The organism is Vibrio scophthalmi (assembly GCF_040869025.1).
Taxonomy (GTDB): Bacteria; Pseudomonadota; Gammaproteobacteria; order Enterobacterales; family Vibrionaceae; genus Vibrio; species Vibrio scophthalmi.
In genome coordinates, this window is sequence record NZ_CP134272.1 from 1,270,600 (window position 1) to 1,295,281 (window position 24,682).

General features: G+C 42.4%; 27 protein-coding genes. 6 read left to right on the forward strand and 21 right to left on the reverse strand.

Annotation, left to right across the window (positions count from 1 at the left end):
* Positions 1–68: 68 nt before the first annotated feature.
* Positions 69–503, reverse strand: coding sequence for a hypothetical protein (locus RJD38_RS20605; RefSeq protein WP_367971502.1), 435 nt, complete (start codon positions 501–503; stop codon positions 69–71).
* Between the two features lie 593 nt (positions 504–1,096).
* Here RJD38_RS20605 and RJD38_RS20610 point away from each other — a divergent pair.
* Entirely contained in the window at positions 1,097–1,564 is a 468-nt protein-coding gene (locus tag RJD38_RS20610) for a DUF6892 domain-containing protein (RefSeq protein WP_367971503.1), read from the forward strand.
* Positions 1,565–1,829: 265 nt separating this feature from the next.
* On the opposite strand, the gene tdh is transcribed toward RJD38_RS20610, so the two are convergent.
* Positions 1,830–2,861 carry an L-threonine 3-dehydrogenase gene (tdh, locus tag RJD38_RS20615; protein ID WP_367971504.1) on the reverse strand — a complete coding sequence of 344 codons (1,032 nt, stop codon included), beginning with the start codon at positions 2,859–2,861 and terminating at the stop codon, positions 1,830–1,832.
* 123 nt (positions 2,862–2,984) lie between these two features.
* Positions 2,985–4,178, reverse strand: coding sequence for a glycine C-acetyltransferase (locus RJD38_RS20620; RefSeq protein ID WP_367971505.1), 1,194 nt, complete (start codon positions 4,176–4,178; stop codon positions 2,985–2,987).
* A 428-nt stretch (positions 4,179–4,606) separates the two neighbouring features.
* Between RJD38_RS20620 and RJD38_RS20625 the strand changes: the two genes are divergently transcribed.
* Positions 4,607–5,530: a LysR family transcriptional regulator gene (locus RJD38_RS20625; RefSeq protein ID WP_367971506.1), complete on the forward strand. Its 924-nt coding sequence runs from the start codon at positions 4,607–4,609 to the stop codon at positions 5,528–5,530.
* Positions 5,531–5,555: 25 nt separating this feature from the next.
* Here the strand turns inward: RJD38_RS20625 and RJD38_RS20630 are convergent, their stop codons facing one another.
* The 3 genes from RJD38_RS20630 to RJD38_RS20640 form a co-directional block, all read right to left on the reverse strand.
* Positions 5,556–6,347 (reverse strand): PhzF family phenazine biosynthesis protein, encoded by a 792-nt coding sequence (locus RJD38_RS20630; protein ID WP_367971507.1) that lies wholly within the window; start codon positions 6,345–6,347, stop codon positions 5,556–5,558.
* Between the two features lie 76 nt (positions 6,348–6,423).
* A complete protein-coding gene (locus RJD38_RS20635; RefSeq protein WP_367971508.1) occupies positions 6,424–7,122 on the reverse strand; it encodes an aspartate/glutamate racemase family protein in 699 nt (232 codons plus the stop codon).
* 28 nt (positions 7,123–7,150) lie between these two features.
* Positions 7,151–7,906, reverse strand: coding sequence for a metallophosphoesterase family protein (locus RJD38_RS20640; RefSeq protein WP_367971509.1), 756 nt, complete (start codon positions 7,904–7,906; stop codon positions 7,151–7,153).
* 308 nt (positions 7,907–8,214) lie between these two features.
* Here RJD38_RS20640 and RJD38_RS20645 point away from each other — a divergent pair, with 308 nt between their 5' ends.
* Both RJD38_RS20645 and RJD38_RS20650 read left to right on the forward strand, forming a co-directional pair.
* Complete coding sequence (locus RJD38_RS20645; RefSeq protein WP_367971510.1) at positions 8,215–8,688, forward strand: hypothetical protein; 474 nt, start codon at positions 8,215–8,217, stop codon at positions 8,686–8,688.
* Entirely contained in the window at positions 8,681–9,787 is a 1,107-nt protein-coding gene (locus RJD38_RS20650) for a GGDEF domain-containing protein (protein ID WP_367971511.1), read from the forward strand. Before RJD38_RS20645 ends, RJD38_RS20650 begins: the two co-directional genes overlap by 8 nt.
* Before the next feature lie 18 nt (positions 9,788–9,805).
* Here the strand turns inward: RJD38_RS20650 and RJD38_RS20655 are convergent, their stop codons facing one another.
* The 4 genes from RJD38_RS20655 to RJD38_RS20670 all read right to left on the reverse strand — a co-directional run bounded on the left by RJD38_RS20655 (position 9,806) and on the right by RJD38_RS20670 (position 12,995).
* Positions 9,806–9,988, reverse strand: coding sequence for a hypothetical protein (locus tag RJD38_RS20655; RefSeq protein WP_367971512.1), 183 nt, complete (start codon positions 9,986–9,988; stop codon positions 9,806–9,808).
* Between the two features lie 14 nt (positions 9,989–10,002).
* Positions 10,003–11,211: an IS4 family transposase gene (locus tag RJD38_RS20660; RefSeq protein WP_032073033.1), complete on the reverse strand. Its 1,209-nt coding sequence runs from the start codon at positions 11,209–11,211 to the stop codon at positions 10,003–10,005.
* Positions 11,212–11,314: 103 nt separating this feature from the next.
* Positions 11,315–11,581, reverse strand: coding sequence for a hypothetical protein (locus RJD38_RS20665; RefSeq protein WP_367971513.1), 267 nt, complete (start codon positions 11,579–11,581; stop codon positions 11,315–11,317).
* A complete protein-coding gene (locus RJD38_RS20670) occupies positions 11,574–12,995 on the reverse strand; it encodes an O-antigen ligase family protein (protein ID WP_367971514.1) in 1,422 nt (473 codons plus the stop codon). Before RJD38_RS20670 ends, RJD38_RS20665 begins: the two co-directional genes overlap by 8 nt.
* 191 nt (positions 12,996–13,186) lie before the next feature.
* Here RJD38_RS20670 and RJD38_RS20675 point away from each other — a divergent pair, with 191 nt between their 5' ends.
* On the forward strand, positions 13,187–14,155 hold the full coding sequence (locus RJD38_RS20675) for a porin (RefSeq protein ID WP_367971515.1): 969 nt from the start codon (positions 13,187–13,189) through the stop codon (positions 14,153–14,155).
* 166 nt (positions 14,156–14,321) lie between these two features.
* Here RJD38_RS20675 and RJD38_RS20680 read toward each other — a convergent pair whose 3' ends face one another.
* From RJD38_RS20680 to RJD38_RS20710, 7 genes are read right to left on the reverse strand one after another with little or no spacing between them, the layout of a single operon-like run.
* Positions 14,322–14,762 carry a hypothetical protein gene (locus RJD38_RS20680; protein WP_367971516.1) on the reverse strand — a complete coding sequence of 147 codons (441 nt, stop codon included), beginning with the start codon at positions 14,760–14,762 and terminating at the stop codon, positions 14,322–14,324.
* A 59-nt stretch (positions 14,763–14,821) separates the two neighbouring features.
* The gene (locus tag RJD38_RS20685) at positions 14,822–15,487 is read right to left on the reverse strand and encodes a hypothetical protein (protein ID WP_367971517.1); all 666 of its coding nucleotides are present in this window, start codon (positions 15,485–15,487) and stop codon (positions 14,822–14,824) included.
* Positions 15,480–16,745, reverse strand: a complete 1,266-nt coding sequence (locus RJD38_RS20690) for a hypothetical protein (RefSeq protein ID WP_367971518.1) — start codon at positions 16,743–16,745, stop codon at positions 15,480–15,482. Before RJD38_RS20690 ends, RJD38_RS20685 begins: the two co-directional genes overlap by 8 nt.
* Before the next feature lie 9 nt (positions 16,746–16,754).
* Positions 16,755–17,060 (reverse strand): glycosyltransferase, encoded by a 306-nt coding sequence (locus tag RJD38_RS20695; RefSeq protein ID WP_367971519.1) that lies wholly within the window; start codon positions 17,058–17,060, stop codon positions 16,755–16,757.
* Positions 17,041–18,249: an IS4 family transposase gene (locus RJD38_RS20700; protein WP_032073033.1), complete on the reverse strand. Its 1,209-nt coding sequence runs from the start codon at positions 18,247–18,249 to the stop codon at positions 17,041–17,043. Before RJD38_RS20700 ends, RJD38_RS20695 begins: the two co-directional genes overlap by 20 nt.
* 59 nt (positions 18,250–18,308) lie before the next feature.
* The gene (locus tag RJD38_RS20705) at positions 18,309–19,181 is read right to left on the reverse strand and encodes a glycosyltransferase (RefSeq protein ID WP_367971520.1); all 873 of its coding nucleotides are present in this window, start codon (positions 19,179–19,181) and stop codon (positions 18,309–18,311) included.
* 2 nt (positions 19,182–19,183) lie between these two features.
* Positions 19,184–19,804, reverse strand: coding sequence for a hypothetical protein (locus RJD38_RS20710; protein WP_367971521.1), 621 nt, complete (start codon positions 19,802–19,804; stop codon positions 19,184–19,186).
* Positions 19,805–19,855: 51 nt separating this feature from the next.
* Between RJD38_RS20710 and RJD38_RS20715 the strand changes: the two genes are divergently transcribed.
* Positions 19,856–21,064 carry an IS4 family transposase gene (locus tag RJD38_RS20715; RefSeq protein WP_032073033.1) on the forward strand — a complete coding sequence of 403 codons (1,209 nt, stop codon included), beginning with the start codon at positions 19,856–19,858 and terminating at the stop codon, positions 21,062–21,064.
* A gap of 9 nt (positions 21,065–21,073) precedes the next feature.
* On the opposite strand, the gene RJD38_RS20720 is transcribed toward RJD38_RS20715, so the two are convergent.
* Genes RJD38_RS20720 through RJD38_RS20735 form a run of 4 tightly spaced genes read right to left on the reverse strand, consistent with a single transcriptional unit; the run spans position 21,074 to position 24,673 of the window.
* Complete coding sequence (locus RJD38_RS20720) at positions 21,074–21,478, reverse strand: glycosyltransferase family 2 protein (RefSeq protein ID WP_367971522.1); 405 nt, start codon at positions 21,476–21,478, stop codon at positions 21,074–21,076.
* On the reverse strand, positions 21,475–22,512 hold the full coding sequence (locus RJD38_RS20725; RefSeq protein WP_367971676.1) for a glycosyltransferase: 1,038 nt from the start codon (positions 22,510–22,512) through the stop codon (positions 21,475–21,477). Before RJD38_RS20725 ends, RJD38_RS20720 begins: the two co-directional genes overlap by 4 nt.
* A 19-nt stretch (positions 22,513–22,531) precedes the next feature.
* Positions 22,532–23,698, reverse strand: coding sequence for a nucleotide sugar dehydrogenase (locus RJD38_RS20730; protein ID WP_367971523.1), 1,167 nt, complete (start codon positions 23,696–23,698; stop codon positions 22,532–22,534).
* Positions 23,699–23,740: 42 nt separating this feature from the next.
* Complete coding sequence (locus tag RJD38_RS20735) at positions 23,741–24,673, reverse strand: glycosyltransferase family 2 protein (RefSeq protein ID WP_367971524.1); 933 nt, start codon at positions 24,671–24,673, stop codon at positions 23,741–23,743.
* Positions 24,674–24,682: the final 9 nt, after the last annotated feature.

Sequence of the window (24,682 nt, forward strand, 5' to 3'; positions counted from 1 at the left end):
ATTCATCACACTCGCTTCAAAGTAGCGCAATCAAACCTAAAAAGGCTAGCACTCTGTAGCTAGCTTTTTTACTTTATTTGGCTAAGTTTTAGATAGGAGTGCAATTCGTGGTTTTTATGCTCTACGGCCGAGTGGATATTGATATCGGCATTACCGACCACGCTAAAACAATAGCGATTATCCCCTTTTAAAATCTCAATATCGAGGATGCCGTTTTCTAAACACCACTTCCCTTCCGTTTTGAAGCGATCAAATAATCGATATTCATCCAATGTTCCATCAGCATGAAAGACAACTTCGGTAATGTACCCTCCGGTACACGTTTTGATCCAATGACTGTCAGCGACATCAGAAATAAGTAAGTCACGCTTCCCACTTCGCCAGAGGAGAAACTCAGGCTCATTCAAACTGTCGAGACAAACATCCACCAGAGCGACTAACTGCTGTGTCTTCGATTCTCTTTCAAAGAGTTGAATTAATATCCGTTCTTTTTGCACCGACATCTCCACGTTCCATCCCTTGCTAACCATCCATTTAAGCACCTAACGTCTCACTATTTTCGCCTATTCGCAACACGCTGGCTTGGCTAACATCACTTTCCAGCGGTTCAGATTTTGTCAAAGCCGAACCTGACCGTCGAACTCAGGTAAACCTCCTTGTTTTTCATAGTTATAATTGATATTTCAGTGTACATTTCCTTTAATGAAATTCTGGTTTATTTTCGACGATAACTAAAATGTATAACAGCAAAGATAAAGAGACGGGGAAAAAACTGAAACGATTAGCATTGATCTATCTATTTATCCTTGTCACTCCATTTCTATTAACGGCTGTTGCATCAAAGGCTGAAGGTAGAGTTCTCTTTTTGATTGTATGGCCTTTAATATCAACCTGGTATTTCTTTGCATATCGACGAATCGCTAAACACTATCAATGCTCCACAACTAAGCTCCTCGCTTTTAGCTATGGAGGTGGAGGTTCATTCTCCAGTGCCATGTACAGCTTAGCGAGCTTTATACTGTTGATGTCCATATTATTCATATTTAAAGCTATTTAATAAACTAAACATTATTCTCCTCGGTAAAAAGGCTAATTTATGAACGACAATTTAAAATTACTGGTTTTAGGTTGGTTGTATCTGGAAGATGAAATGATCAAATCCCAATTAGATAACATACACGCAATGGGCTTTCAGGACCTTATCTATGGGGACAACAAAAAATATGCGTGGTTTGCTTGTATTCCTGAAGTTCGAGAGCGAATTCTTGCTATCGAAATTAGCGATAAACAATTAGCTAGAGTCGATTATTTATCTGGTGAATGCTGTGATACTCACTTTATGATAATGCCTAACTGGGACGGAACTGGTGATGAGTTCGATTTAGAGTCATTTGAGGGGATCGAAAAACTCACTAACCTCAAATGCCTTGAATTACTGCAACTTGAGAAAGTCATTGATGGCCATAAACTGCTCGAAATACAACTGGCCGAAATTAATAGCTGTGAGGGATTGAGCGCCGCCATCGTGACAGAACTTGAACGTCGCGGCGTTGTGTTCTCATAGTTCTAGACAGCTCTGTTTGCAAGGTAACTGAGCCTCATGGCGGTAAAGCGAAACCTTTACCACAGAGAAAGGTACACGCAATCAACATGGCAATGATTCATAAAGTGCCCTTTTCAATTTATAACCATACGTTGAAAAAAAGCCCCAAGAAATTCTTGGGGCTTGCTAGGATTATCGACATTAAATGGAGTCACACACTCTCTTAACGCCTTCATAAGGTGTAACTTAGAACGCGCTACACCCCAGTATTATCCCTTGGTTTTCGTTATTCCCAATCTAGGATAACTTTACCAGACATCCCGCTACACATGACGTCGAAGCCTTCTTGGAAGTCATCAACCTTGTAGTGGTGAGTGATAATTGGGGTCAGATCTAGGCCAGATTGGATTAGCGAAGCCATCTTGTACCAAGTTTCGAACATCTCGCGACCGTAGATACCTTTGATCACAAGGCCTTTAAAGATCACTTGTGTCCAATCGATACCCATGTCTGATGGTGGAATACCTAATAAAGCAATACGGCCACCGTGGTTCATCGTGCTCAACATTGAGTTAAACGCCATTGGGTTGCCTGACATTTCAAGACCAACATCGAAGCCTTCTTTCATGCCCAGCTCTTCCATCACCGTTTCAAGCCTTTCATTCGCCACGTTAACTGCGCGGGTCACGCCCATTTTACGAGCAAGGTCTAAACGGTATTCGTTCACATCGGTGATCACAACGTGACGAGCACCAACGTGTTTAGCCACCGCTGCCGCCATGATGCCGATAGGGCCAGCGCCTGTGATCAGGACATCTTCACCCACAAGATCAAATGAAAGCGCGGTATGCACTGCGTTACCAAACGGGTCAAAAATTGACGCTAAATCATCTGAAATATCCGCAGGGATTTTGAAAGCATTAAAAGCTGGGATCACCAGGTATTCAGAGAAACAACCAGTGCGGTTTACGCCCACACCAATCGTGTTGCGACATAGATGAGTGCGGCCGCCACGACAGTTACGACAATGACCACAAGTGATATGGCCTTCACCAGAAACGCGGTCGCCAAGTTCAAAACCACGGACTTCTTGACCAATTCCAACTACTTCACCTACATACTCATGGCCAACAACCATCGGTACTGGGATGGTTTTTTGCGACCATTCATCCCACTTATAAATGTGAACGTCAGTACCACAAATGGCGGTTTTCTTGATGCGGATTAACAGATCATTATGGCCAAGTTCAGGTTTGTCCACTTCTGTCATCCAAATGCCTTCTTCAGGCTTTAGCTTTGCTAATGCTTTAATTTTCATTCTATTCACCCAATATTGCTCCGCTCTGTGCGTAGCAAAAAAATCTATTCTTAATGACAACATAGCTCGTTCTTAGTCGTGACGGCACTATATGTGCCGTCACCATAAAAAACAAAAGCGGGCTTAGATGATGCCCATATCTTGACCAACTTGGATAAAGGTATCGATCGCACGATCTAGCTGTTCACGTGAATGTGCTGCTGACATTTGTGTACGGATACGCGCTTGGCCTTTTGGTACCACTGGGAATGAGAAGCCAACAACGTAGATGCCTTTCTCTAAACAGCGCTCTGCAAATTCTGCTGCAACTTTTGCATCGCCCAACATGATTGGAATAATTGCGTGATCAGCGCCGCCCATGGTAAAGCCAGCGGTTTCCATACGAGCACGGAAATGCGCGGCGTTTTCCCATAGGTGTGTACGTAGATCGCCGCTTTCTTGCAGCAGTTCAAGCACACGTAGTGATGCGTTTACGATTGCTGGTGCGACTGAGTTTGAGAACAGGTAAGGACGTGAACGTTGACGAAGCCAGTCAATCACTTCTTTCTTACCAGACGTGTAACCACCTGATGCGCCGCCGAGTGCTTTACCCAATGTGCCGGTGATGATATCGATACGATCAACCACATTATGGTAATCCGGTGTACCAGCACCTGTTTCACCCATGAAACCCACCGCGTGAGAATCATCAACCATCACCAAAGCATCGTACTTATCGGCAAGATCACAGATAGCAGGAAGGTTGGCAACCACACCATCCATTGAGAACACACCATCAGTAACAATAAGAGTATGACGCGCACCCGCTTCTTTTGCGGCAATCAATTGCTGCTCAAGCTCTTGCATGTTGTTGTTTGAGTAGCGGTAACGCATTGCTTTACATAGTCGCACACCATCAATGATTGAAGCGTGGTTCAATGCGTCAGAAATGATGGCATCTTCTGCACCTAAAATAGTTTCAAATAGACCTGTGTTAGCGTCAAAACATGAGGTGTAAAGGATGGTGTCTTCTTTGCCTAGGAAATGAGATAGCTTCTGCTCAAGCTCTTTATGGATGTCTTGAGTGCCACAGATAAAGCGAACTGATGCCATACCAAAGCCGTGCTCATCCATACCAGCTTTACCCGCTTCGATAAGTGCAGGATGGTTAGCAAGGCCTAGATAGTTGTTCGCACAAAAGTTTAAAACTTCTTGGCCAGTAGAGATTTTGACTTGCGCTTGCTGCTGAGAAGTAATTACACGCTCAGATTTGTAAAGGCCTTCACCTTTTACATCTTCAATTTGTTGTTGGATCTGTTGGTAAAATGCAGAGGACATCTTCAATTCCTTATCATTATCTTTATAAATAGCGCCCATTTCGGCTTTCATTAATGAATTGTACATTGGCCAGGCGCTAGGTTGATTAAGGCGTGAACGCTCAATCAACCTACATTTGTTAAGTGTAATCTAGGAGAAGAAATTGCATTATCCCACTAAGTGGAAAAACATTATTGAATCTGAGGCACAAATCAGCTTAACTAAGCGCTGTGTGTTCCGAGTTGAATACCTGCAAGCACCATGATTGCAGCAATAAATAACAGGATATTTTCGAGTGTCGACCAAAGGTCGAGCATCATATCGGCATAGAGCATCGTGGTCTCCTCGTCTGTTGTCGTTGGAGATACCTTAGTCTTTGTATTGGTTCTAAACCGAGATATAAATCGCAAAAAATCCTTATTTATAAATATATTACTATGTGACTAATTATGATCAACAATCGCCTTATCGCGTTACTACCTGACCTCGCTTCATTCATTCTTATTGTGAACGAAGGCAGTTTTACTGCCGCCGCCAAGATTTTAGACGTAACGCCTTCCGCTCTAAGTAAATTGATCACACGTTTAGAAAAAGCACTGTCAGTAAAGTTGTTTGAACGAACGACTCGATCATTAATCATCACTCCAGCCGGGCAAAAAGTGTATGACCAAGCATTGTTGATGGTGAATGCCGCGCAACAAGCCATTGAACTATCCACCAGCGATCACACGGAAGCAAGTGGCTCGATTACTGTTGCTGCACCAGAAGCGTTTCTAAACTCAGTATTACAGCCTCTGGTGCTGCCGTTTTTAGCAAAATATCCAGAGATTGAACTTCGCTTGCGCGTGGCGGATGGCCAGTTTGATCTGCTGCGTGATCGTATCGATATTGCTTTTAAACTGACTGACAAGCCTGATGAGAATCTCGTACTTAAAGAGATTGGCCAGACGCATCTGCGTTTATGCGCCAGCCCTGAATATATTCAACAATACGGCATGCCAGATCACCCTACGCAGCTTATTGAGCATCAATGCTTATATCTTGCTGAAACTGAGCGTGACCATATCTGGGACTTTTTCAAAGATGATGAATACCACTCCATCTCAGTGCGAGGTCGATATGCAGTAAACCACTCTCAAATGCGCTTAAATGGCGTTAAAAGTGGCTTAGGTATTGGTATTTTCCACGATTTCGTGATCGCCGAAGCACTCACTACTGGAGAGGTAATCGAAGTACTTGGCGACTGGACACTAAAGAGTAATTACCATGGCGCGATCGCAATGCAATATCCGCAAACCCAATATATGCCGGCCAGAGTACGGGCTTTTATTGATTTTGCCATTGAGCACTTACAGCAAAAGTTGGCTAACTAACTTCTGACTAAAAATTAGCAACTAACTACACGTAGATCGTGCCCTTGAGGTAAATCATGGCGAAACCGGAAATAAGCACTCTGTCGCTTAAAAGACGGCAATACAAATTCCCCCCTCGCGCTGACGCTTGGTGAGCGAACAGCTCTTGTTTTTCCAATCGCTCACCCCAGTACGGCGCAAGCCCAGAATGAATAGAACCTGTTACCGGATCTTCATCCCCGCCATTAGCAGGCCAAAAATAACGTGACACAAAGTCATACTCTTGTGCAGCGGCGGTCACGACCACATCGAGTGGAGCTAGTCGCTCCAATTGCGCAGAATCGTAGCGAACTTGATAGACGTCTTGCTCATCATCAAACACCGCAAAGTAGGCTTGACGGTTTTTTAACACACAACTTGGCATAATAGATAAACCGTTTCGCAGGCTTTCAGGGATCTCCTCTACTTCAGTCGGTGACTGATTTGGAAAACTCATCTCAATCCGGCCATCATCTTTGCAATTGACGAACAGAGAGCCGACCTTATTGGTGAGAAATTCGAGCTCGCCTTGGCTCTCAAATACATTGAACAGTACATAGGAGGCCGCTAACGTCGCATGACCACAAAAATCCACTTCGGTGAGAGGAGAAAACCAGCGAATAATATATTGATTAAGCGACTCTTGTTTAATAAACGCGGTTTCCGAAAGGTTGTTTTCTGCGGCGATATTTTGCATTAATTCATCGCTTAGCCATTCATTAACTGGTACTACAGCCGCTGAATTCCCTTTAAACTGTTCATCACTAAACGCATCGACAATATAGATATCAAGTTCCATCTTCTCTCCTCTTCCTTAATGTTTATACTTTACACGCAAACTGACGACCGTACTGAATTTGTCTCACGAGGCTCATTTAGGCCTCTTGCAACGCATGCCGAACCGCGGCTTCTGCATGGATCTGCGTTGTATCATACAGAGGCACGGAGGTGTGGTTCTGTTCCACCAACAACGCGATTTCCGTACACCCCAAAATCACCGCTTGCGCTCCTTGTTCGGCAAGGCTTGCAATGATCTGAAGGTATTCTTGTCGCGATTTGTCTGACACGATACCTTGGCACAATTCGTTATAGATAACATCATGAACAAGATTGCGCTGTGGCTCATCAGGAATCACCACCTCAATACCAAATTGCTCGGTTAGGCGCTGTTTGTAAAAATCTTGTTCCATCGTAAAACGCGTACCTAACAAGCCGACTTTGGTCACGCCATCATTAACCAGTTGCATCGCCGTCGCATCAGCAATATGTAAAATTGGAATCGAAATCGCTTGTTCAATTACAGATGCAACTTTGTGCATCGTATTGGTACAAATCAGCACAAAATCCGCGCCACCCGCCTGTACCGATTGAGCTGCTTGACTTAAAATTTCTGCTGTATCGTCCCAACGGCCTTGATGCTGCAGTTGCTCAATTTGATGAAAATCGACACTATAAAGACAGATTTTTGCGGAATGCAAACCACCAAGCTGCGCTTTTACACCTTCATTGATTGCTTTGTAATAACTGGTTGTCGACTCCCAGCTCATTCCACCGATTAAACCAATTGTTTTCATTCTTTTACCTTATTTGAAAAGACATTACTTAGGAAGACAACCCTCGTCCTGTGGTTAAAAACTGCGCCCAATCATTTCTCTCTCGGCACAACGCTTGCTCAACAGCAGAAGCCACATCGTAGTCCACACAATGGAACGCCACATCCCACTGCTGCTCTACATTCAGTGTTAATGTTGCATAACGGGCATGTGGACTATAGCTTTCCATCGAGTGAAGAAACGGTTCATCATCGGTATAAGCAGGCATACCAACACTCCCAGGGTTAATCACAATTTGTCCTGTTGATAGGGTGACACAACGAGGCGTATGGGTATGACCACATAAAATGATAGGAGAGGTTTGTCCATCTAAACGATCGAGAATAGATTGATCATCACGCAATTGCGCATGCCCATGGCGGGCATCTTCCAGTAAGTACTCCAAATCATCGCTTGGCGTACCATGGCAGGCATAGATATCGTCACTAATCTGATAATCGAACGGCAACGCTTGCATCCACAGCATCGCCTCTTGACTTAATTGCTGCCAGATAAACTGCATAGTTGTATTAGCGTCAATATCGTCCTGAGTCGCTTGAAATATTTGCCGATCTTGGTTGCCACATATAGTGATCGCATTCAGTGATTGCAAATACTGGAAGGTTTGTTGAGGTGCTATCGGCCCGTAGAGAATATCACCTAGATTGATAAATTGATGAATCCCAAGGCGCTTGGCATGTTCGACAACCGCACTCAATGCATAAACATTGCTATGGATATCAGATAAAATCGCAAAGGTTCGCATGTCACTCATTCCTTGAGTTGATAAAACATAACATTTGATAATAACAGCTGCTAGAATCGTATGACATTGAAAAGTGAGCAATAATCAACCATCGCTCTCAATTACTTTTAAACCGTCAGATGAAGTTACACTATGGTCGAAACAGCCGCTGATAATCGACAAACAATGAGCAATGATTCAACCGTTTAAACGTCCAATGACAGTAATTACACGCCAATTAATGTCATATTTATTAATAAATCAGTTTCATTTTGGTACATTCATACATATAATTTTACTTACATTATAAAAATGCCCAAGGAATCGATATGCGCGTCCTGATTACCTTGATGCCAATTCTTTTTTCAGCAGTAGTTTTTGGCTCACCCCTTAAAATTCAACTTCCGGATCAATCGGTTATCTACACAGATACTGAAACGCTGTTAAGCAATTTTGAAACGGAAACGTTTGAAACACACTTACCTTGGTTTGAAGACGCTCGGCAGTTTACTGGTATTCCTGTCATCGAATTAATAGAACGTTATGGTGATAAAAACACCTTTGCCGTGACCTTCTCAGCCCTCAATGATTATCGAGCGACCAGCACCATCGAAGACATTAATAATTATCAACCTATTATTGCCTTATCTATGAACAACGAACCGATGAAAATAAGGCACAAAGGCCCATTTTGGATGATTTACAATCTCGATAAATATCCTGAAATCGATAACGCTACTTACCATTCACAAATGGTGTGGCAAATTGATGAAATCGTACTTTATAGCAATAGTAATGACTAATAAAAACAAAACAAAAGGTTTTTCAACCCTACAAGCTCGCTTGAAAGGTATGTTGTTAGCCCTCTCTGCTTTACTCATTCTCGCTAATTTGTATGTTTTTTCTGAAACACGACAGTTAGCACGGTCCTATTCGGAGCAACAAAACCAAGCGACTTGGTTTTTGTTCCAATTAAGTAAAGAGTTTTCAGCGCTAGTATCTGTCACCCCTTTTGCGTTAGAGAACGATCAATATCGACAAAAAGCAGAGCTAAGTTACGAGCTTACATGGAGTCGATTTGACCTCTTGCTTAACGCCAAAGAAGCCGACAGTTTCATGCAACTGACAGGTGCTCGAGAATTTTTTTCCGCTCTATTCCAACGATATATTAGCTTGGAGCCAGAGCTTTGGAGACTAACATCCAAACGACAGGCGATGGTGCTGACCAACCAGCTAGACTCAATCTATCAAGACATGATCACTTATGTAAATGTCAACTTCCGCATCAAAAGCCCGATATATCAGCAGCAAATGGTTCAAGCAAGACTGCTTAATCAAACGCAATGGTTTCTGATGTCATTACTTTTCATTTGTGCTCTGTTGGTTGGCTATATTTTGCATTTAGAGTCCAATTACAACAAACACTTAGCTTTAACAGATGCATTAACAAAAATTAAGAATCGCCTTGCGATGACAGAAGACGTCAATCGTAAAATAGAAAGCAAAACCCACTTTACTGTCTGTTTGCTTGACCTCAATGGTTTCAAACAAATCAACGACCGATATGGTCACCATGCAGGCGACATTGCCCTGCAAACACTGGCTAAACGGTTCGAGAATGTAGAATGCCATTGTCGTGCATATCGTATGGGCGGCGATGAATTTGCATTATTACTGCCGCAACAAAGACAAGAAGAAATGGAACAAACATTGGAGGCGATTCTAAGCTGCTTCGACGAAAAAATTACGCTATCCCTAGAAACCTCGGTTCAACTGAGCGCCAGCTTGGGTCTGGCTAGCTACCCAGCCCAAGGTAGCAACTTTAGTGAATTACTTAAAACGGCCGACAGCAATATGTATCAAATGAAATTCGCAACTCAAAAACGCTCGATTCAACTCTGATACAGCAAAATAGATCCGTTAAAGTTTTTTACTCCAAGACTGACAAGCCGAACGAATCTGGGTAGCTGAAGCTTGGTAACAGTCCAGAGATTTTAAAAACGGGTCAGCAATACTGCCCTCTCCCCACTGACCAAGCAAAAATGTTTTACCACGAGCCTGAGTTGAAACTTTCGCGACACTGACAATATGTTCAGGCTCCATCCTGAGGGATCCCCTCATAATTTCCCCAAAGCACAACCATGTTTGAATAGATTTTGAGCAAGCAGGGTTGCAGCCGCGAGCAAGTCTTCCCTCGTTATTGTGTAGCCAGAATGCCGCAAAACTTCCATCCCTAAGCGCACTGTTGAGAGTACATTTCGATTTTTGACAGTGTTAGCTTGGAAGTGCTTATCCCAACCTTGTTTCTGACCATGAACTCCAGCAAGCCAAAATGTCAGTTGAAGCATTAGGGCGATTAGCAGCATGATATCAAAGCGCTCTGAGCTGCTAGTTCGGCTATGACGGAGGCCTAAACCGTAGGCTGGGCTTTTCAAGTCTCGGAAGGTTTCTTCAATTTGCATACGCTTCGAGTAGAGCCTAACAAGTTGCTTTGGTGTTCGGATTTCAACGGGCAAGTTAGTCGCTAAAACCCATGGTTCTTTTGTCGAAGCGGAGTAGATTTTAGGTGACGGATGATGACAATTAGTCCGTGTCGAACGCTGATTTTTTCGGCCTTTAGGACGTGATTTATACAGTGCAATTTGACATGAAATTGGGTTGCTCTTAGTCAACCTCTTATAGCCTAAAGTCTTTGAGCGACTTGAGGATATGCTATGTAAGTTGCTGATAGGTTGCCAGTTTTCCGCACCTAAATCTGCATATTGCACTTTCCCTCTGACTCGACTTAACCAGTACCAACCTAGCTTTTCAACGGATTTATACCATGGCACTTTAAAGCCAGCATCACTGACAATGAGCGGTGTAGTGTTACTCGGTAGAATGCTTGCAAGGTCGGCTAGAAATTGGTCATGAGCCTTCTTTGAACATTGCTCTGAAAGCGGAAAGGCTTTCTCATAAAGAGTAATAGAACGACCATGTAGTGCCACCGAAGCCCGCAATACCATAAGCCGTTTTTGCTCACGAATATCAGACCAGTCAACAAGAACAATGGGCATCGAATTACCTGAACAGATAAAGCTGGCATGCCAACGGTATACAGCGAGTCGCTCTTTGTGCAAGTGACGATTACCTAACAATCTGTCGATTCGTTTGATGTTATGTTTTGTTCTGGCTTTCGTTGGCAGGTTACGACCAAGTTCGGTAAGAGTGAGCGTTTTACATTCAAGTAATGCGTGGCAAGCCAGCGTTAAACTGTTGAGTCGTTTTAAGTGCAATTCAGGGCAGAATTGGTAAAGAGAGTCGTGTAAAATATCGAGTTCGCACATCTTGTTGTCTGGTTATTGATTTTTCTCAGAACCATTTGATCACATGACAAGATGTGCATCTACCTTAAATTTATGATTTTTATCAAAATCATTAGGGGATTCCTCAGGGCTCCATCACCAAAATAATATCGCTCCAGAGACAATCTTCTTTCGTCAATTGATGAGCCTTGTGTTCATCAATCACAATACCAATATCATTGGCGACACTTACCATCGTACTGTCTGCTGGAAATCCCTCTAGTTCACTCTGCTTTGTTGCCGTTCCAGCAGAACGCACTTCAACAAGTGGTAAATACTGCTTAAGCAATACTTCCGCTAAAGGAGAGCGGCAAATATTCCCGCTACATACCACTAAAAAACGCTTAAACATCCCCTCTTACCCTCTTCAAAGGCGTCGCAATAGAATAGCTCGCTCCGATAATCACCAATATTGCCAAAAAGGTGACCGTATTAGCTGGTGCCTGCAAATTAAAATCAACAGTAATGTGCAGTAACATTGCGACCAGAGCGATAAGCCCTCCCAAGGCCGCACCTTTACATGTGCGACTTTGTCGATGACTAATCACCCAGATAGCTAAACCCAACGCCCAAATCAATGATATTGATAAAAATAACGTCGCTGGTAACCCTGCCTCAGCAATGAATTGAATATATTCATTATGAGCATGATCATAATAACCAATCGCTTGTTGAGTGTAGCTTGGAAAAACAATATAAAAGCTCCCTAAACCACTTCCCGTCAACAGAAAGTCCTTCATCATCGGTATGCTCCATTCAACCACGAGAGGTCTGGTATCGCTGCCTAAATGAGATTCCGCAATTCTTTGCTGCACTTTCTCTAATCCGAAAAAAGAGCCCAATACGATAATATCGATAACAAATAAGCTAATTAGCAACCAAGTCAGCTTAGGCGGTCTTTGTTTATAAAAACACAATGCAATAACACCAGTGACAAAAGTGGCGGCAAAAAAGGCACTATTGCCCATTCTCGATCGAGTCATAACCAAAGCGATAACCATGATGATCAAAGCAAATCGAATCAACATCTTCTTTGAAACTAACAACTGAAGCAGCGCATTAACCCACTCTTGCCACGATGACAGGCGCTCTTGGGAACTACTCAGATCAATAACAATTAATCCTATCCCCATACTGAGGCAGAGCAATAAATAGTTAGCCAGGTGATTCTTATAAACAAACGACCCCGTCGCAATGTCTGTTTCTGGCAAACTGAAAACCCAAGACGATTCAACCCCAAGTAAAACATTAATCGCACCATACAAAGCTTGCAGCGTGCCACTAATCACTATTGCAAGCATGACGGTTTTTAGTCGCTTTTTACTATTAATTAACATGGCACAACAGCAGATAAAAAATAGATAAGCGATCCCTTTAATCAAAGATATATAGGTTGCAGCGGGATCCAGTGAAATGTAGCCCCATTCGGCACCAACATCCTGATAGGCACTTGCTGATGCAGGCGATATCCATTCAAGGATAAATATTGGTAGTGGCATAATTTGGCAAAACACCCATATTTGAAAGGCTGCGACAGGGATGATAAGCCAACGAAAAGGCTTCAATTGGCGAATTGAGAGAGGTTGACGATCTTTCGCCATCTCTCGGCTCTTATAGAGCACCCAAGCTAAAACGAAAGTAGTACTCGCTATCCATACTTCCCCAATGGTCCATGCCCAAATTCGATTTGATCCCAATGGCATTGGCAGCCATATAAGTAGCGCGACTAGACTTGCAAAACAACCACGTTCAAGTCTATTTATCATTCTTACGTCCTTGCTGATAATATTTATTTCACGACCAAAGAGTCTCAATTCTCCGCGTCATTAAGTCAAAATATTCGCCAAATAATTACGCTAACTCTCAAATTTGGGACACAATTAAATCTCTATTTATAATATATTTTCCGTTTGCTTTAAGGTTGATTATCAGCCAGATTTTGATTAACGGAAGAATCATGAATAAACGTATAGTTTCGATGTCCTCTATACTTCTTATCAGCGCCACTTCTCACGGTTACGAGATGATCAATAACGATATTGCTTATCTTGATTTTTACGGCGATATAAAAGCGAGCGCTCTATTTCTCGATAGAAAAGACAATGAGTACTCATTTGGTGATTCTAAAATTGGTGTTCGTGCCCGCTATGCAATCACTGATCTCGTTTCCGTCGCGGGAGGAACAGAAGCACAAGTCAATCTTGATGCTGATGAAGATAAAAATGAAGATCAAATCTTCATCTCACAGTACTTTATCGGTTTATACGAGGAGTCAATCGGCGCTCTGACTTATGGTAAACACAGTACATCATCTGACGACTTAGGTGGAACTGATTACTCCGAAGTATTTGGCGGTCAATCCAACCTCAACTCAGTTGGTGTTAAAGGCGATACCATAAAGTACGTTTACGATAACGAACTCTTTACCCTCAATGGTACATACGGTTTTGAGTCTGGCGAACAAAAACGAACCCTTACGGAATTCTTTGGCCAATATAATCTCGCAGATCTGATATTAGTCAGTGGTATTGGTTCAACGGAAACTAACGCGACAAATAACAAAACTGACGCTCTATATTTTCATACCACCGCTCGTTTAGAAATGGGTGACACCAATTTAGGGGTTACCTACTACCATCAGAATTTTAATAATGATTCACAACCATCGCGCTCAGTAGATAAAAACGCCTTTGCCATTGCCGGTCAAATCGCATTCACCGTTGCCCTTACTGGTTATGCTGGTCATGAGGTTATTAACCAAGACTCCGCTAACTCTGCATTAACTGGCACCCAAAATAACAGCTACCTTGGAGTGTCGTTAGTTCCGCTTGAGTACACCAAGTTATTTGCTGAAGTTAATTTCAACTCTCCTATCCAAGCCCCTGATGAAACTAACTTTGCCCTCGGTGCAGCTATCGCTTGGTAAACCGCTTGATGAGCATTCGATATCTATCAAGGCCATTTCGAAGTAAATACGGGGGAGTGGAAATCTCTACCTCGTTTACAATCAAGTGAGTTACCCACATTGACCACTTGTTTAAGCACAAAAAATGGCTGTTACCAACAGCCATTTTTTGTTTTTACGAAATCACTTAATTGGCGGAAATCGGATTTTTTTTCGTAGGTGCATTTGGCACTGGCGTTTCAGCAACAGCTTCAATACCCGCCGCGGTGGCCTGTGCGATAATCGTCGGGTCAATCCCAGCCTCAATTGCCGCAATGGTAATATCTTGGTTTGATAATCCTAGTTCACGCGCGGTTTGCACGATTAAATCAATATGTTCTGGATATTTGATAAAGGCATGTGTGATAACTTGTGGCAAAATTTCGTTTCTCTGCTTTGCTGTTTCCTTCAAAAATGGCACCAAATTATCGGCAGCAGGATACTGAGAAAACTGTTCCACCAATGCTGCTGGGCTTGTTGAGGCATCTTGAAACAGGCTATCAAGTTGATCTTGAGTCATTAATTCAGCATTTGCCATAGATGCAACAGAGAGTGCAAGCGCCATGCTTGCTATTTTTAGCCTTTTCATAAATATCCTTTTTAATTGCATAAGAACGAACTAACCATATAACTACCTTTGAATCGATACTATTTAATTTTCATACGGCAGTAATAGGGCTTTACGCTGTTAAATGCCAAAATATTACAGGCTCTCTCACCTATAACTGGCAGCTTCAATATTGAATCATATTGCCAAAGTTTCATTTTATATCTTTTATGATCCAACAAATAAGAAATTGTCTGTTTTTTATCTGTTAACGATAATTCTGGCCAATGTGCCAAATAATATTTTAAAGACTGCATCACCGTAAAAGGCTCATAGCGGCCTACCTCTTGGGCATAATGGAACTCAGCCACGACCGCATCAAACTCTGCGCCATTTCTCCACATTTGGTTTGCTTTATCGATCACCACAGATGAATCGAGAGGTCGCTGTGCCAATTGCAATTGAAACTGCTCCACGGACTTCAATGAAAAAGTCTCTATCGACGCCTTATCTTGCGAAGTAAAAGCCAACCATGAATAGTACAAACCGAAGGCTTGATGGTCGATAAAAGGGCCTTGGGACACAGGTTCCACTAAGCTATTTAACGTCCCTACTATGCCGTTTTCTTGCTCAGCCGACTTTTTAATGTCGCTAAGATAATTACGTATTGTCTGATTTTGCCAATCATCCGCTCCTTTGATAAGAGAAAGCGTTATCAAAAGCAATGAACCAACCATTAGAGTTAAAATCCCGACGCGCTCATACATAAGACAATCCTTGTGTGGTTTGTTCTTTATCATCCTGCAACACTCTTTTTTGTACGATTCGATAACGAACATAAACAAACGCTAAAGCAAATGGCGCAATATATCTTGCATCAATCGTCATAAAAAAAGCACTGGATAACACTAAAAACAGCAGCACAGCAAAATCATATTGCATGCGGTGTTTAACGAAAAACTTAAACAGCCGTCCAACATATTTTACATAAACATAGACGAAAAAAATCCCGCCAAATATGACCCAATCAAAAAAGAACGACTTAGTCGATACACTTTTGGTTTCACCCACGACTAAATATTTTGAGAATTCAGAAAAATTTAGTAGCCCAGGCGCTAGACCATCGACAAAGCTCACTGCATGTACACCATATTCATACATGGATGGTAGATAGCCAAAGAAACCACTGCCAATTGGGTTATAGATTAATGAGATGATTGCTGTCATCACCGCGGTTCCGCGAGTCGCGACACTGGTATAACGTTCAACGTCATTGACGATAGAACCGCCCAAAAATGTTGAAACAAACACGGTGATACCAAAGAGCAAAATCAATGAGGCCAACAACTTATGGAAAGCATTGATACGACTAAAGGTGACAAAAGTAATAAAAATGGTCATCAAGAAACAAATCAATGTCCCCTTTGAAGTGATTAATAGCACACTTGCCACAATGATTGGCGTAATCACAAAGAGGTTGATACGGAAAATAGCCGCGACCATTAACAACACTAAACAAAACTGGAAGCCAAATGTACTTGCTTCAAAAGTAAAGCCCCGCATTCGATGTGGAGACAGCGCATAGTTTTGGTGGAAAAATGAAGAACTATTGATGAAGCCACGCGCCGCCAAATTCAATAAAAATGCGAAGATAACAACACCAGCGATGACTAATAATCCCTGATATATCGTTTTTTCATCTTGACGAATCACCGTCAGGAAGACGACGACAGGAGGAATGAGCAGAAGTAGAAATCTCAGTCCTCGGTCAAATAGAAAGGTTTTATTGTAATCCCCATAAAAGAATGTCAGCAGTAAGAAGGAATAAACAAAAAAACCGAACAGTAATTTGACCGTGTTGAACTCCGTCTCCGATAAAGAACGATAAGACAGAGCAATCTGCAACGCGAGCAACGGGATCATAGTGATCCCAAGTGGTGCAGTAAATACGCCACCAATAGAGGCAAGCGCAGTGTTCTCAAACGGAATTAGCAAACAAAAAAATAGAAATACCGCTTTTTGCACTGGGAGCTCCTAGCTGAGTGTCGAAAATGACTGGAAGTAGCGCTGATTCATAATATCTTCATGAAAGTTATGCTCAAAGTGCTCAACACAATCTTGCTGACTAATATTAAGATAAGCTTTATTCACCAATACCTTTTCTATACTTTGAGACAAATCCGTCTTACTTTCTAGATTAAAAACCCAGCCGGTTTTATCGTTAAGCATATCTGCGAGTGACCCAGCATTTGAAGCAAACACAGGCGTACCGTTGCGTAAAGACTCAGCAACGATCAAGCCAAAGCCCTGAGGGATCCCCTCATAATTTCCCCAAAGCACAACCATGTTTGAATAGATTTTGAGCAAGCAGGGTTGCAGCCGCGAGCAAGTCTTCCCTCGTTATTGTGTAGCCAGAATGCCGCAAAACTTCCATCCCTAAGCGCACTGTTGAGAGTACATTTCGATTTTTGACAGTGTTAGCTTGGAAGTGCTTATCCCAACCTTGTTTCTGACCATGAACTCCAGCAAGCCAAAATGTCAGTTGAAGCATTAGGGCGATTAGCAGCATGATATCAAAGCGCTCTGAGCTGCTAGTTCGGCTATGACGGAGGCCTAAACCGTAGGCTGGGCTTTTCAAGTCTCGGAAGGTTTCTTCAATTTGCATACGCTTCGAGTAGAGCCTAACAAGTTGCTTTGGTGTTCGGATTTCAACGGGCAAGTTAGTCGCTAAAACCCATGGTTCTTTTGTCGAAGCGGAGTAGATTTTAGGTGACGGATGATGACAATTAGTCCGTGTCGAACGCTGATTTTTTCGGCCTTTAGGACGTGATTTATACAGTGCAATTTGACATGAAATTGGGTTGCTCTTAGTCAACCTCTTATAGCCTAAAGTCTTTGAGCGACTTGAGGATATGCTATGTAAGTTGCTGATAGGTTGCCAGTTTTCCGCACCTAAATCTGCATATTGCACTTTCCCTCTGACTCGACTTAACCAGTACCAACCTAGCTTTTCAACGGATTTATACCATGGCACTTTAAAGCCAGCATCACTGACAATGAGCGGTGTAGTGTTACTCGGTAGAATGCTTGCAAGGTCGGCTAGAAATTGGTCATGAGCCTTCTTTGAACATTGCTCTGAAAGCGGAAAGGCTTTCTCATAAAGAGTAATAGAACGACCATGTAGTGCCACCGAAGCCCGCAATACCATAAGCCGTTTTTGCTCACGAATATCAGACCAGTCAACAAGAACAATGGGCATCGAATTACCTGAACAGATAAAGCTGGCATGCCAACGGTATACAGCGAGTCGCTCTTTGTGCAAGTGACGATTACCTAACAATCTGTCGATTCGTTTGATGTTATGTTTTGTTCTGGCTTTCGTTGGCAGGTTACGACCAAGTTCGGTAAGAGTGAGCGTTTTACATTCAAGTAATGCGTGGCAAGCCAGCGTTAAACTGTTGAGTCGTTTTAAGTGCAATTCAGGGCAGAATTGGTAAAGAGAGTCGTGTAAAATATCGAGTTCGCACATCTTGTTGTCTGGTTATTGATTTTTCTCAGAACCATTTGATCACATGACAAGATGTGCATCTACCTTAAATTTATGATTTTTATCAAAATCATTAGGGGATTCCTCAGGCCAAAGCCTTCCCACAAAGAAGGCACCACCACAAAATCGGCTTGTTGGAAGTGTTGGTCTAGGTCACTGTTTTTTACCCACCCAAGTCGTTTAATCGTGACATTGTCGATAGAGCTGTCCAATAACTCATACAATTCCGGACAATCATTGTGCACCGGTTCTCCGATAACACTGAGCTCGATAGGTTGATCAACCTTCGGCAATTTCTTGAGTGAATCAATAAACAGATGCAGCCCTTTACACATGTCTAAGCGGCCAACAAACAACATGCGAGTTACGCCTTTATGCTGATTTTTATCAGTATTAGTCAATGGTAACGCACTACCTTGTACACCATTCCAAACAAGAGTGATCTTATTCTCTTTAAGACCGATCTTTTGTGCCTCGCGATATTCAGAAGGGGAAATACAATAAATTTGGTCACAAAAAGGCGCCAGCAATCGTTCGGCACCAATATAGATCGAACGATAGAGCGTATTTTTGAACTTTGAGCTGTAGTGGACATTAAACGACCAGCCATGACTACAAAAAACGACTGACACCCTGTGCCACTTTGCGAAAGGCCATAAAAATGGGCGCAAAAAACCAGCAAAAGTACTGTGTAAAAAAATGACTTGATACTGCTTGATCTCTAGCTTAAACAGTAAAGTCCAAAGTAAAACGAGTACATTGAATGGTCTAAACCCTTTGGGCTTTAGTGGCAAAATTGAACGATGATAATTAAACGCTAAAAAGTCATTTTGCACAGACTCTGCGCGAGACAGAGACTCAAAAAAAGTTTCGATTCCACCCGGTGTGGTTTCCGATATATTAAGAACTTTCATGCCTACCCCGTATAACTCAATCGACGTAACATGCGATGCTGCGTTAATCCATCCAGCTTAAATAACAACCGCAAAACCATCACGATGACGGAATATCGACTCAACTTTGCATCGAGCTGACCAAATAAAAACTGTTGATTTGAGATGATTTTTTCAAATACATCCTTATCTTGAGTCTTATTTTTAATCAAAAACTTGATTAGGTTGATGTAACAGGTAGAAATGAAAAAGTTAACATCCTGCTCCCTTGCCGACTTTTTCGCTTGGATGGAAATTTGAGCAAACGCATCGATGTGCGTGGTATCTTTTTGTGTTAGTGGGCTATTGATTGCGGAACCACTACGCATCACATGGAAGTAGAGAATTTCATCACTAATATAACAATCATGGGCGAATGACAGGTAATCAATGATAAAAAGCAAGTCTTCGCTGAAATGCAAAGATTCATCGAATCTCAATGAGTGCTCGGAAAGTAGTCGACGTGATACCATCAAACCACATATATGAAGACGGATCTCTTTGGTTAAATACTGAGACAGCGCTTGTTGACCAGTCACCTGCTGAGCACTGAGGAATCCCCTAATGATTTTGATAAAAATCATAAATTTAAGGTAGATGCACATCTTGTCATGTGATCAAATGGTTCTGAGAAAAATCAATAACCAGACAACAAGATGTGCGAACTCGATATTTTACACGACTCTCTTTACCAATTCTGCCCTGAATTGCACTTAAAACGACTCAACAGTTTAACGCTGGCTTGCCACGCATTACTTGAATGTAAAACGCTCACTCTTACCGAACTTGGTCGTAACCTGCCAACGAAAGCCAGAACAAAACATAACATCAAACGAATCGACAGATTGTTAGGTAATCGTCACTTGCACAAAGAGCGACTCGCTGTATACCGTTGGCATGCCAGCTTTATCTGTTCAGGTAATTCGATGCCCATTGTTCTTGTTGACTGGTCTGATATTCGTGAGCAAAAACGGCTTATGGTATTGCGGGCTTCGGTGGCACTACATGGTCGTTCTATTACTCTTTATGAGAAAGCCTTTCCGCTTTCAGAGCAATGTTCAAAGAAGGCTCATGACCAATTTCTAGCCGACCTTGCAAGCATTCTACCGAGTAACACTACACCGCTCATTGTCAGTGATGCTGGCTTTAAAGTGCCATGGTATAAATCCGTTGAAAAGCTAGGTTGGTACTGGTTAAGTCGAGTCAGAGGGAAAGTGCAATATGCAGATTTAGGTGCGGAAAACTGGCAACCTATCAGCAACTTACATAGCATATCCTCAAGTCGCTCAAAGACTTTAGGCTATAAGAGGTTGACTAAGAGCAACCCAATTTCATGTCAAATTGCACTGTATAAATCACGTCCTAAAGGCCGAAAAAATCAGCGTTCGACACGGACTAATTGTCATCATCCGTCACCTAAAATCTACTCCGCTTCGACAAAAGAACCATGGGTTTTAGCGACTAACTTGCCCGTTGAAATCCGAACACCAAAGCAACTTGTTAGGCTCTACTCGAAGCGTATGCAAATTGAAGAAACCTTCCGAGACTTGAAAAGCCCAGCCTACGGTTTAGGCCTCCGTCATAGCCGAACTAGCAGCTCAGAGCGCTTTGATATCATGCTGCTAATCGCCCTAATGCTTCAACTGACATTTTGGCTTGCTGGAGTTCATGGTCAGAAACAAGGTTGGGATAAGCACTTCCAAGCTAACACTGTCAAAAATCGAAATGTACTCTCAACAGTGCGCTTAGGGATGGAAGTTTTGCGGCATTCTGGCTACACAATAACGAGGGAAGACTTGCTCGCGGCTGCAACCCTGCTTGCTCAAAATCTATTCAAACATGGTTGTGCTTTGGGGAAATTATGAGGGGATCCCTCAGTGCTGAGCACGGTTCTGAGCTTGCTCTGATTTATCATCGGATACTTTTTCGAACGAAAATAATATCGTATCTAAATTAGTGCGTTCCAACAGCACTTTATCCAAGTAACTGAATAAGCCGGATTGATATTTGTCGTCTGAATCTAAAAATAAGACAAACTCACCACGCGCATTCTCAATACCAACGTTACGAGCACTTGAAACGCCACCGTTCTCTTTTCGTATCAATCTAATACTCGGATGATCAATCGTGTAGTTAGGTCCCTGCTTTGAGCCATCATCGACCAGTATTAGCTCTGCGTCTTGCTCTGTACGGGCCGATACTTCTTGAATAAACCACTCTACGATGCGTTGGGCATAATCAAAGGTGTTGTAAATAGGTACAACCACGGAATATTTCATGCAACAGCCTCCTGCCATAACTGATTAACAACTTCTATTTCAGTTTCTTTCGCTTTGTTTAGTGCATTATTTGATAAGGTGGTGTAACGCGCTTCGTTGCTGCAAATATCGATAATTCGCTCAGCAAAGCGACGGCTATCGCCTTCAATAACACGATAGCCATTGACCCCCTCTTCAACAATCCATGGCAATGCATCAAAGGTTTGATAAGCAACTATCGGTAAACCTTGGCTTCGTGCCTCGATGAGAGTTTGTCCAAAACCTTCATACCTTGAGGTCATAATAAACGCAGCATAGTTTTGTAGCGTATCGGCTACATCGCTAGTAGGGCCTTTAAATTGGATTTTGTTGTTATCCGCGACACGCTCAATCAAAGCGTTCACTTCGCTGTCACGGCCATCCCCATAGATATCTAAGTGATACCCATCAGGTAACTGGTCGATAACCTCTATCATGGCTGAGAAGTTCTTCTGCTCTTCATCAATTCGAGCAATCGTCACTAACCTTTTGCTCAACTGTTGTGGATCCGACGAAGTCGAAAGCTTACAGCCGCGAGGAATCACTTTTACCTTCGAAACCAAGCGAGGAAATAACGTCGCTAATGCCTGCTTGTCTTGATCGGTATAAACCGTAAACAAATCAATTTTACTGTGTAACAAAGCCATAATTAATTTTGATAACGGTTTAAAAAAGACCGAGAACTTATTGGTCTGCACCAATACTACCTTGGTCTTTTTCAATACCTGTAGAGGCAAGTAGAGCAAGTCATTGGGGTGAAACAACACCACAACGTCTTCGGCAGAAAGTTGCAGCTTTCTCACCGCATCAATTTGGCTTAACTTTGCCGCGATTTTGTTACCACTGCCATACTTAACGTATTGGATCTTTGAACTTTCAGGATAATGTTCCTTCTCAGGTTCAAACTGATACAACTCATAGTTTTCACAATCAAATAGAGTATGCAAACTTCTGATCAACGTCTCTACCCCACCCATGGTGGTCGACTTCTGAGGATTAATGGTGACGAGTTTCATCAAGTATTCAACCTTGTCCTTAGTCGCTACCAAATAGGTCACGGGTGTAAACTTTATCCGCGACATCCGCTAGTTCTTCCACCATGCGGTTACTCACAATCACATCGCTGATCTGTTTAAACGAAGCAAAGTCATTCACCACTTCTGAGTTAAAGAATGTCGGCTCCTCTAACAATGGTTCATATACGATGACTTCGATCCCTTTCGCCTTGATGCGCTTCATAATGCCCTGGATACTCGACGCTCTAAAGTTGTCTGAACCAGACTTCATAATCAGACGGTAAATACCCACTACTTTAGGTTGCTTGTTGACTATCGAACGAGCAATGAAATCTTTGCGGGTAGTATTTGCCTCAACAATTGCTTGAATAATATTGTTTGGCACATCTTGATAGTTAGCCAATAACTGTTTGGTGTCTTTTGGTAAGCAGTAGCCGCCATAGCCAAACGAAGGATTGTTATAATGAGAGCCAATACGCGGGTCTAAACCGACACCTTCGATGATTTGACGTGAATCTAAGCCATGACTTTCTGCGTAAGAATCCAGCTCATTAAAATACGCCACACGCATCGCCAGATAAGTATTAGAGAACAGCTTAACAGCTTCAGCTTCTGTCGAATTGGTGAACAGCACTGGAATATCTGTTTTTACCGCACCTTCAAGCAATAGCCCGGCAAACGTTTCAGCGCGAGGCGAGGTTTCACCCACAATAATGCGCGAAGGGTAAAGGTTGTCATGCAGCGCTTTGCCTTCACGTAAAAATTCAGGCGAGAACAAGATATTTTCAAAATCAAGCTCTTGCTTCACTCGTTCAGTAAAGCCCACAGGGATTGTTGATTTGATCACCACCACACCTTGTGGCGCATACTGCTTGACTTCTTTGATCACCGACTCGACTGAACTGGTATCAAAAAAGTTCGTTTCTGCATCATAATTTGTTGGCGTAGCCACGATAATGAAATCACTCTCTTTGTACGCGAGTTCTTTATCGATGGTTGCGGTTAAATCCAGCGTTTTTTCTGCCAAAAACAACTCAATTTCAGTATCTGAAATAGGCGAAATACGCTGATTGATTTTGGCGACTTTTCCTTCATCAATATCCAATGCGACCACTTGATGATTCTGCGCCAGAAGCACTGCATTCGACAAGCCGACATAACCGGTACCAACAACTGTAATCTTCATAAATCTTCCGTAATTTTTCAATTTTTAAGCAGTAACGAATTACTACGCTTGATATTTTTGACTGCTCAGAGATTGTTTTCTTTTGATAAAACGACCGAACAATGCCATTGGGTTTTTTAGGTAGTAGTATGTGCGCTTAGGCACAACCGAAATTTTTCCTTGAAAAACCAAACCCACTACCTGCATAAAGTCTCGCAGTGACATCACCTTACGGAAGTTCTTCACCATCTTGTAAAGTGAGGTACTGTCTGTTGGTACAGCGAAGGAGGCAATGTAATCGATTCTGTTTAATTCCACCTCATAACGTGAACGCACCACCGCAGGTTTAAAATTCACTGTCAGGGTGCCTTTACCGCGCGTCACGCAATAAATCTCCTGCGGATGAACCGAAATAGAAGCTGCTTTTCTTCCGGAAACCAGCGAGAACATCACATCATTGGATGCAATGACTTGGTCAAAATAGAGCCCATTCTCTTCGATAAACTCGGTACGAAAGACTTTGCTCCATGGAACCGAAAAGTGATAACGAATATCCTCATCACCTGTATTCAGGAAATCACGCACCAAATTGGCATAAATATGATGACGATCCGATAACTCACCCGTGACATCACAACGGCTAGTCGGAGAAAAATAACTAATATCATCACCATACAAAACCGTATCAAGTAACTCAAAAGTCCCTGAACAAAACAGATCATCTGCATCCGCAAATAAGGTGTATCGACTACGTAACTGTTTTAACCCCACGTTACGAGCAGAGCCCGCTCCTTTAATACCCGTATTGTTCGTTAGAAACTCTAGATGATGGTCCTTATACTGCTCAGCTAGGCGCTGACTATCCAGCGCTTCACTGCTGTTATCGTCAACAACGATGATTTGAATATCCGGTCTAGTAGGAATCGAGTTTAATAACCGTTTCAAACCTTGCTCGCTGTTGTAATGCGGCACAACGATGCTATACATAAAATCCATTTTAGGTTT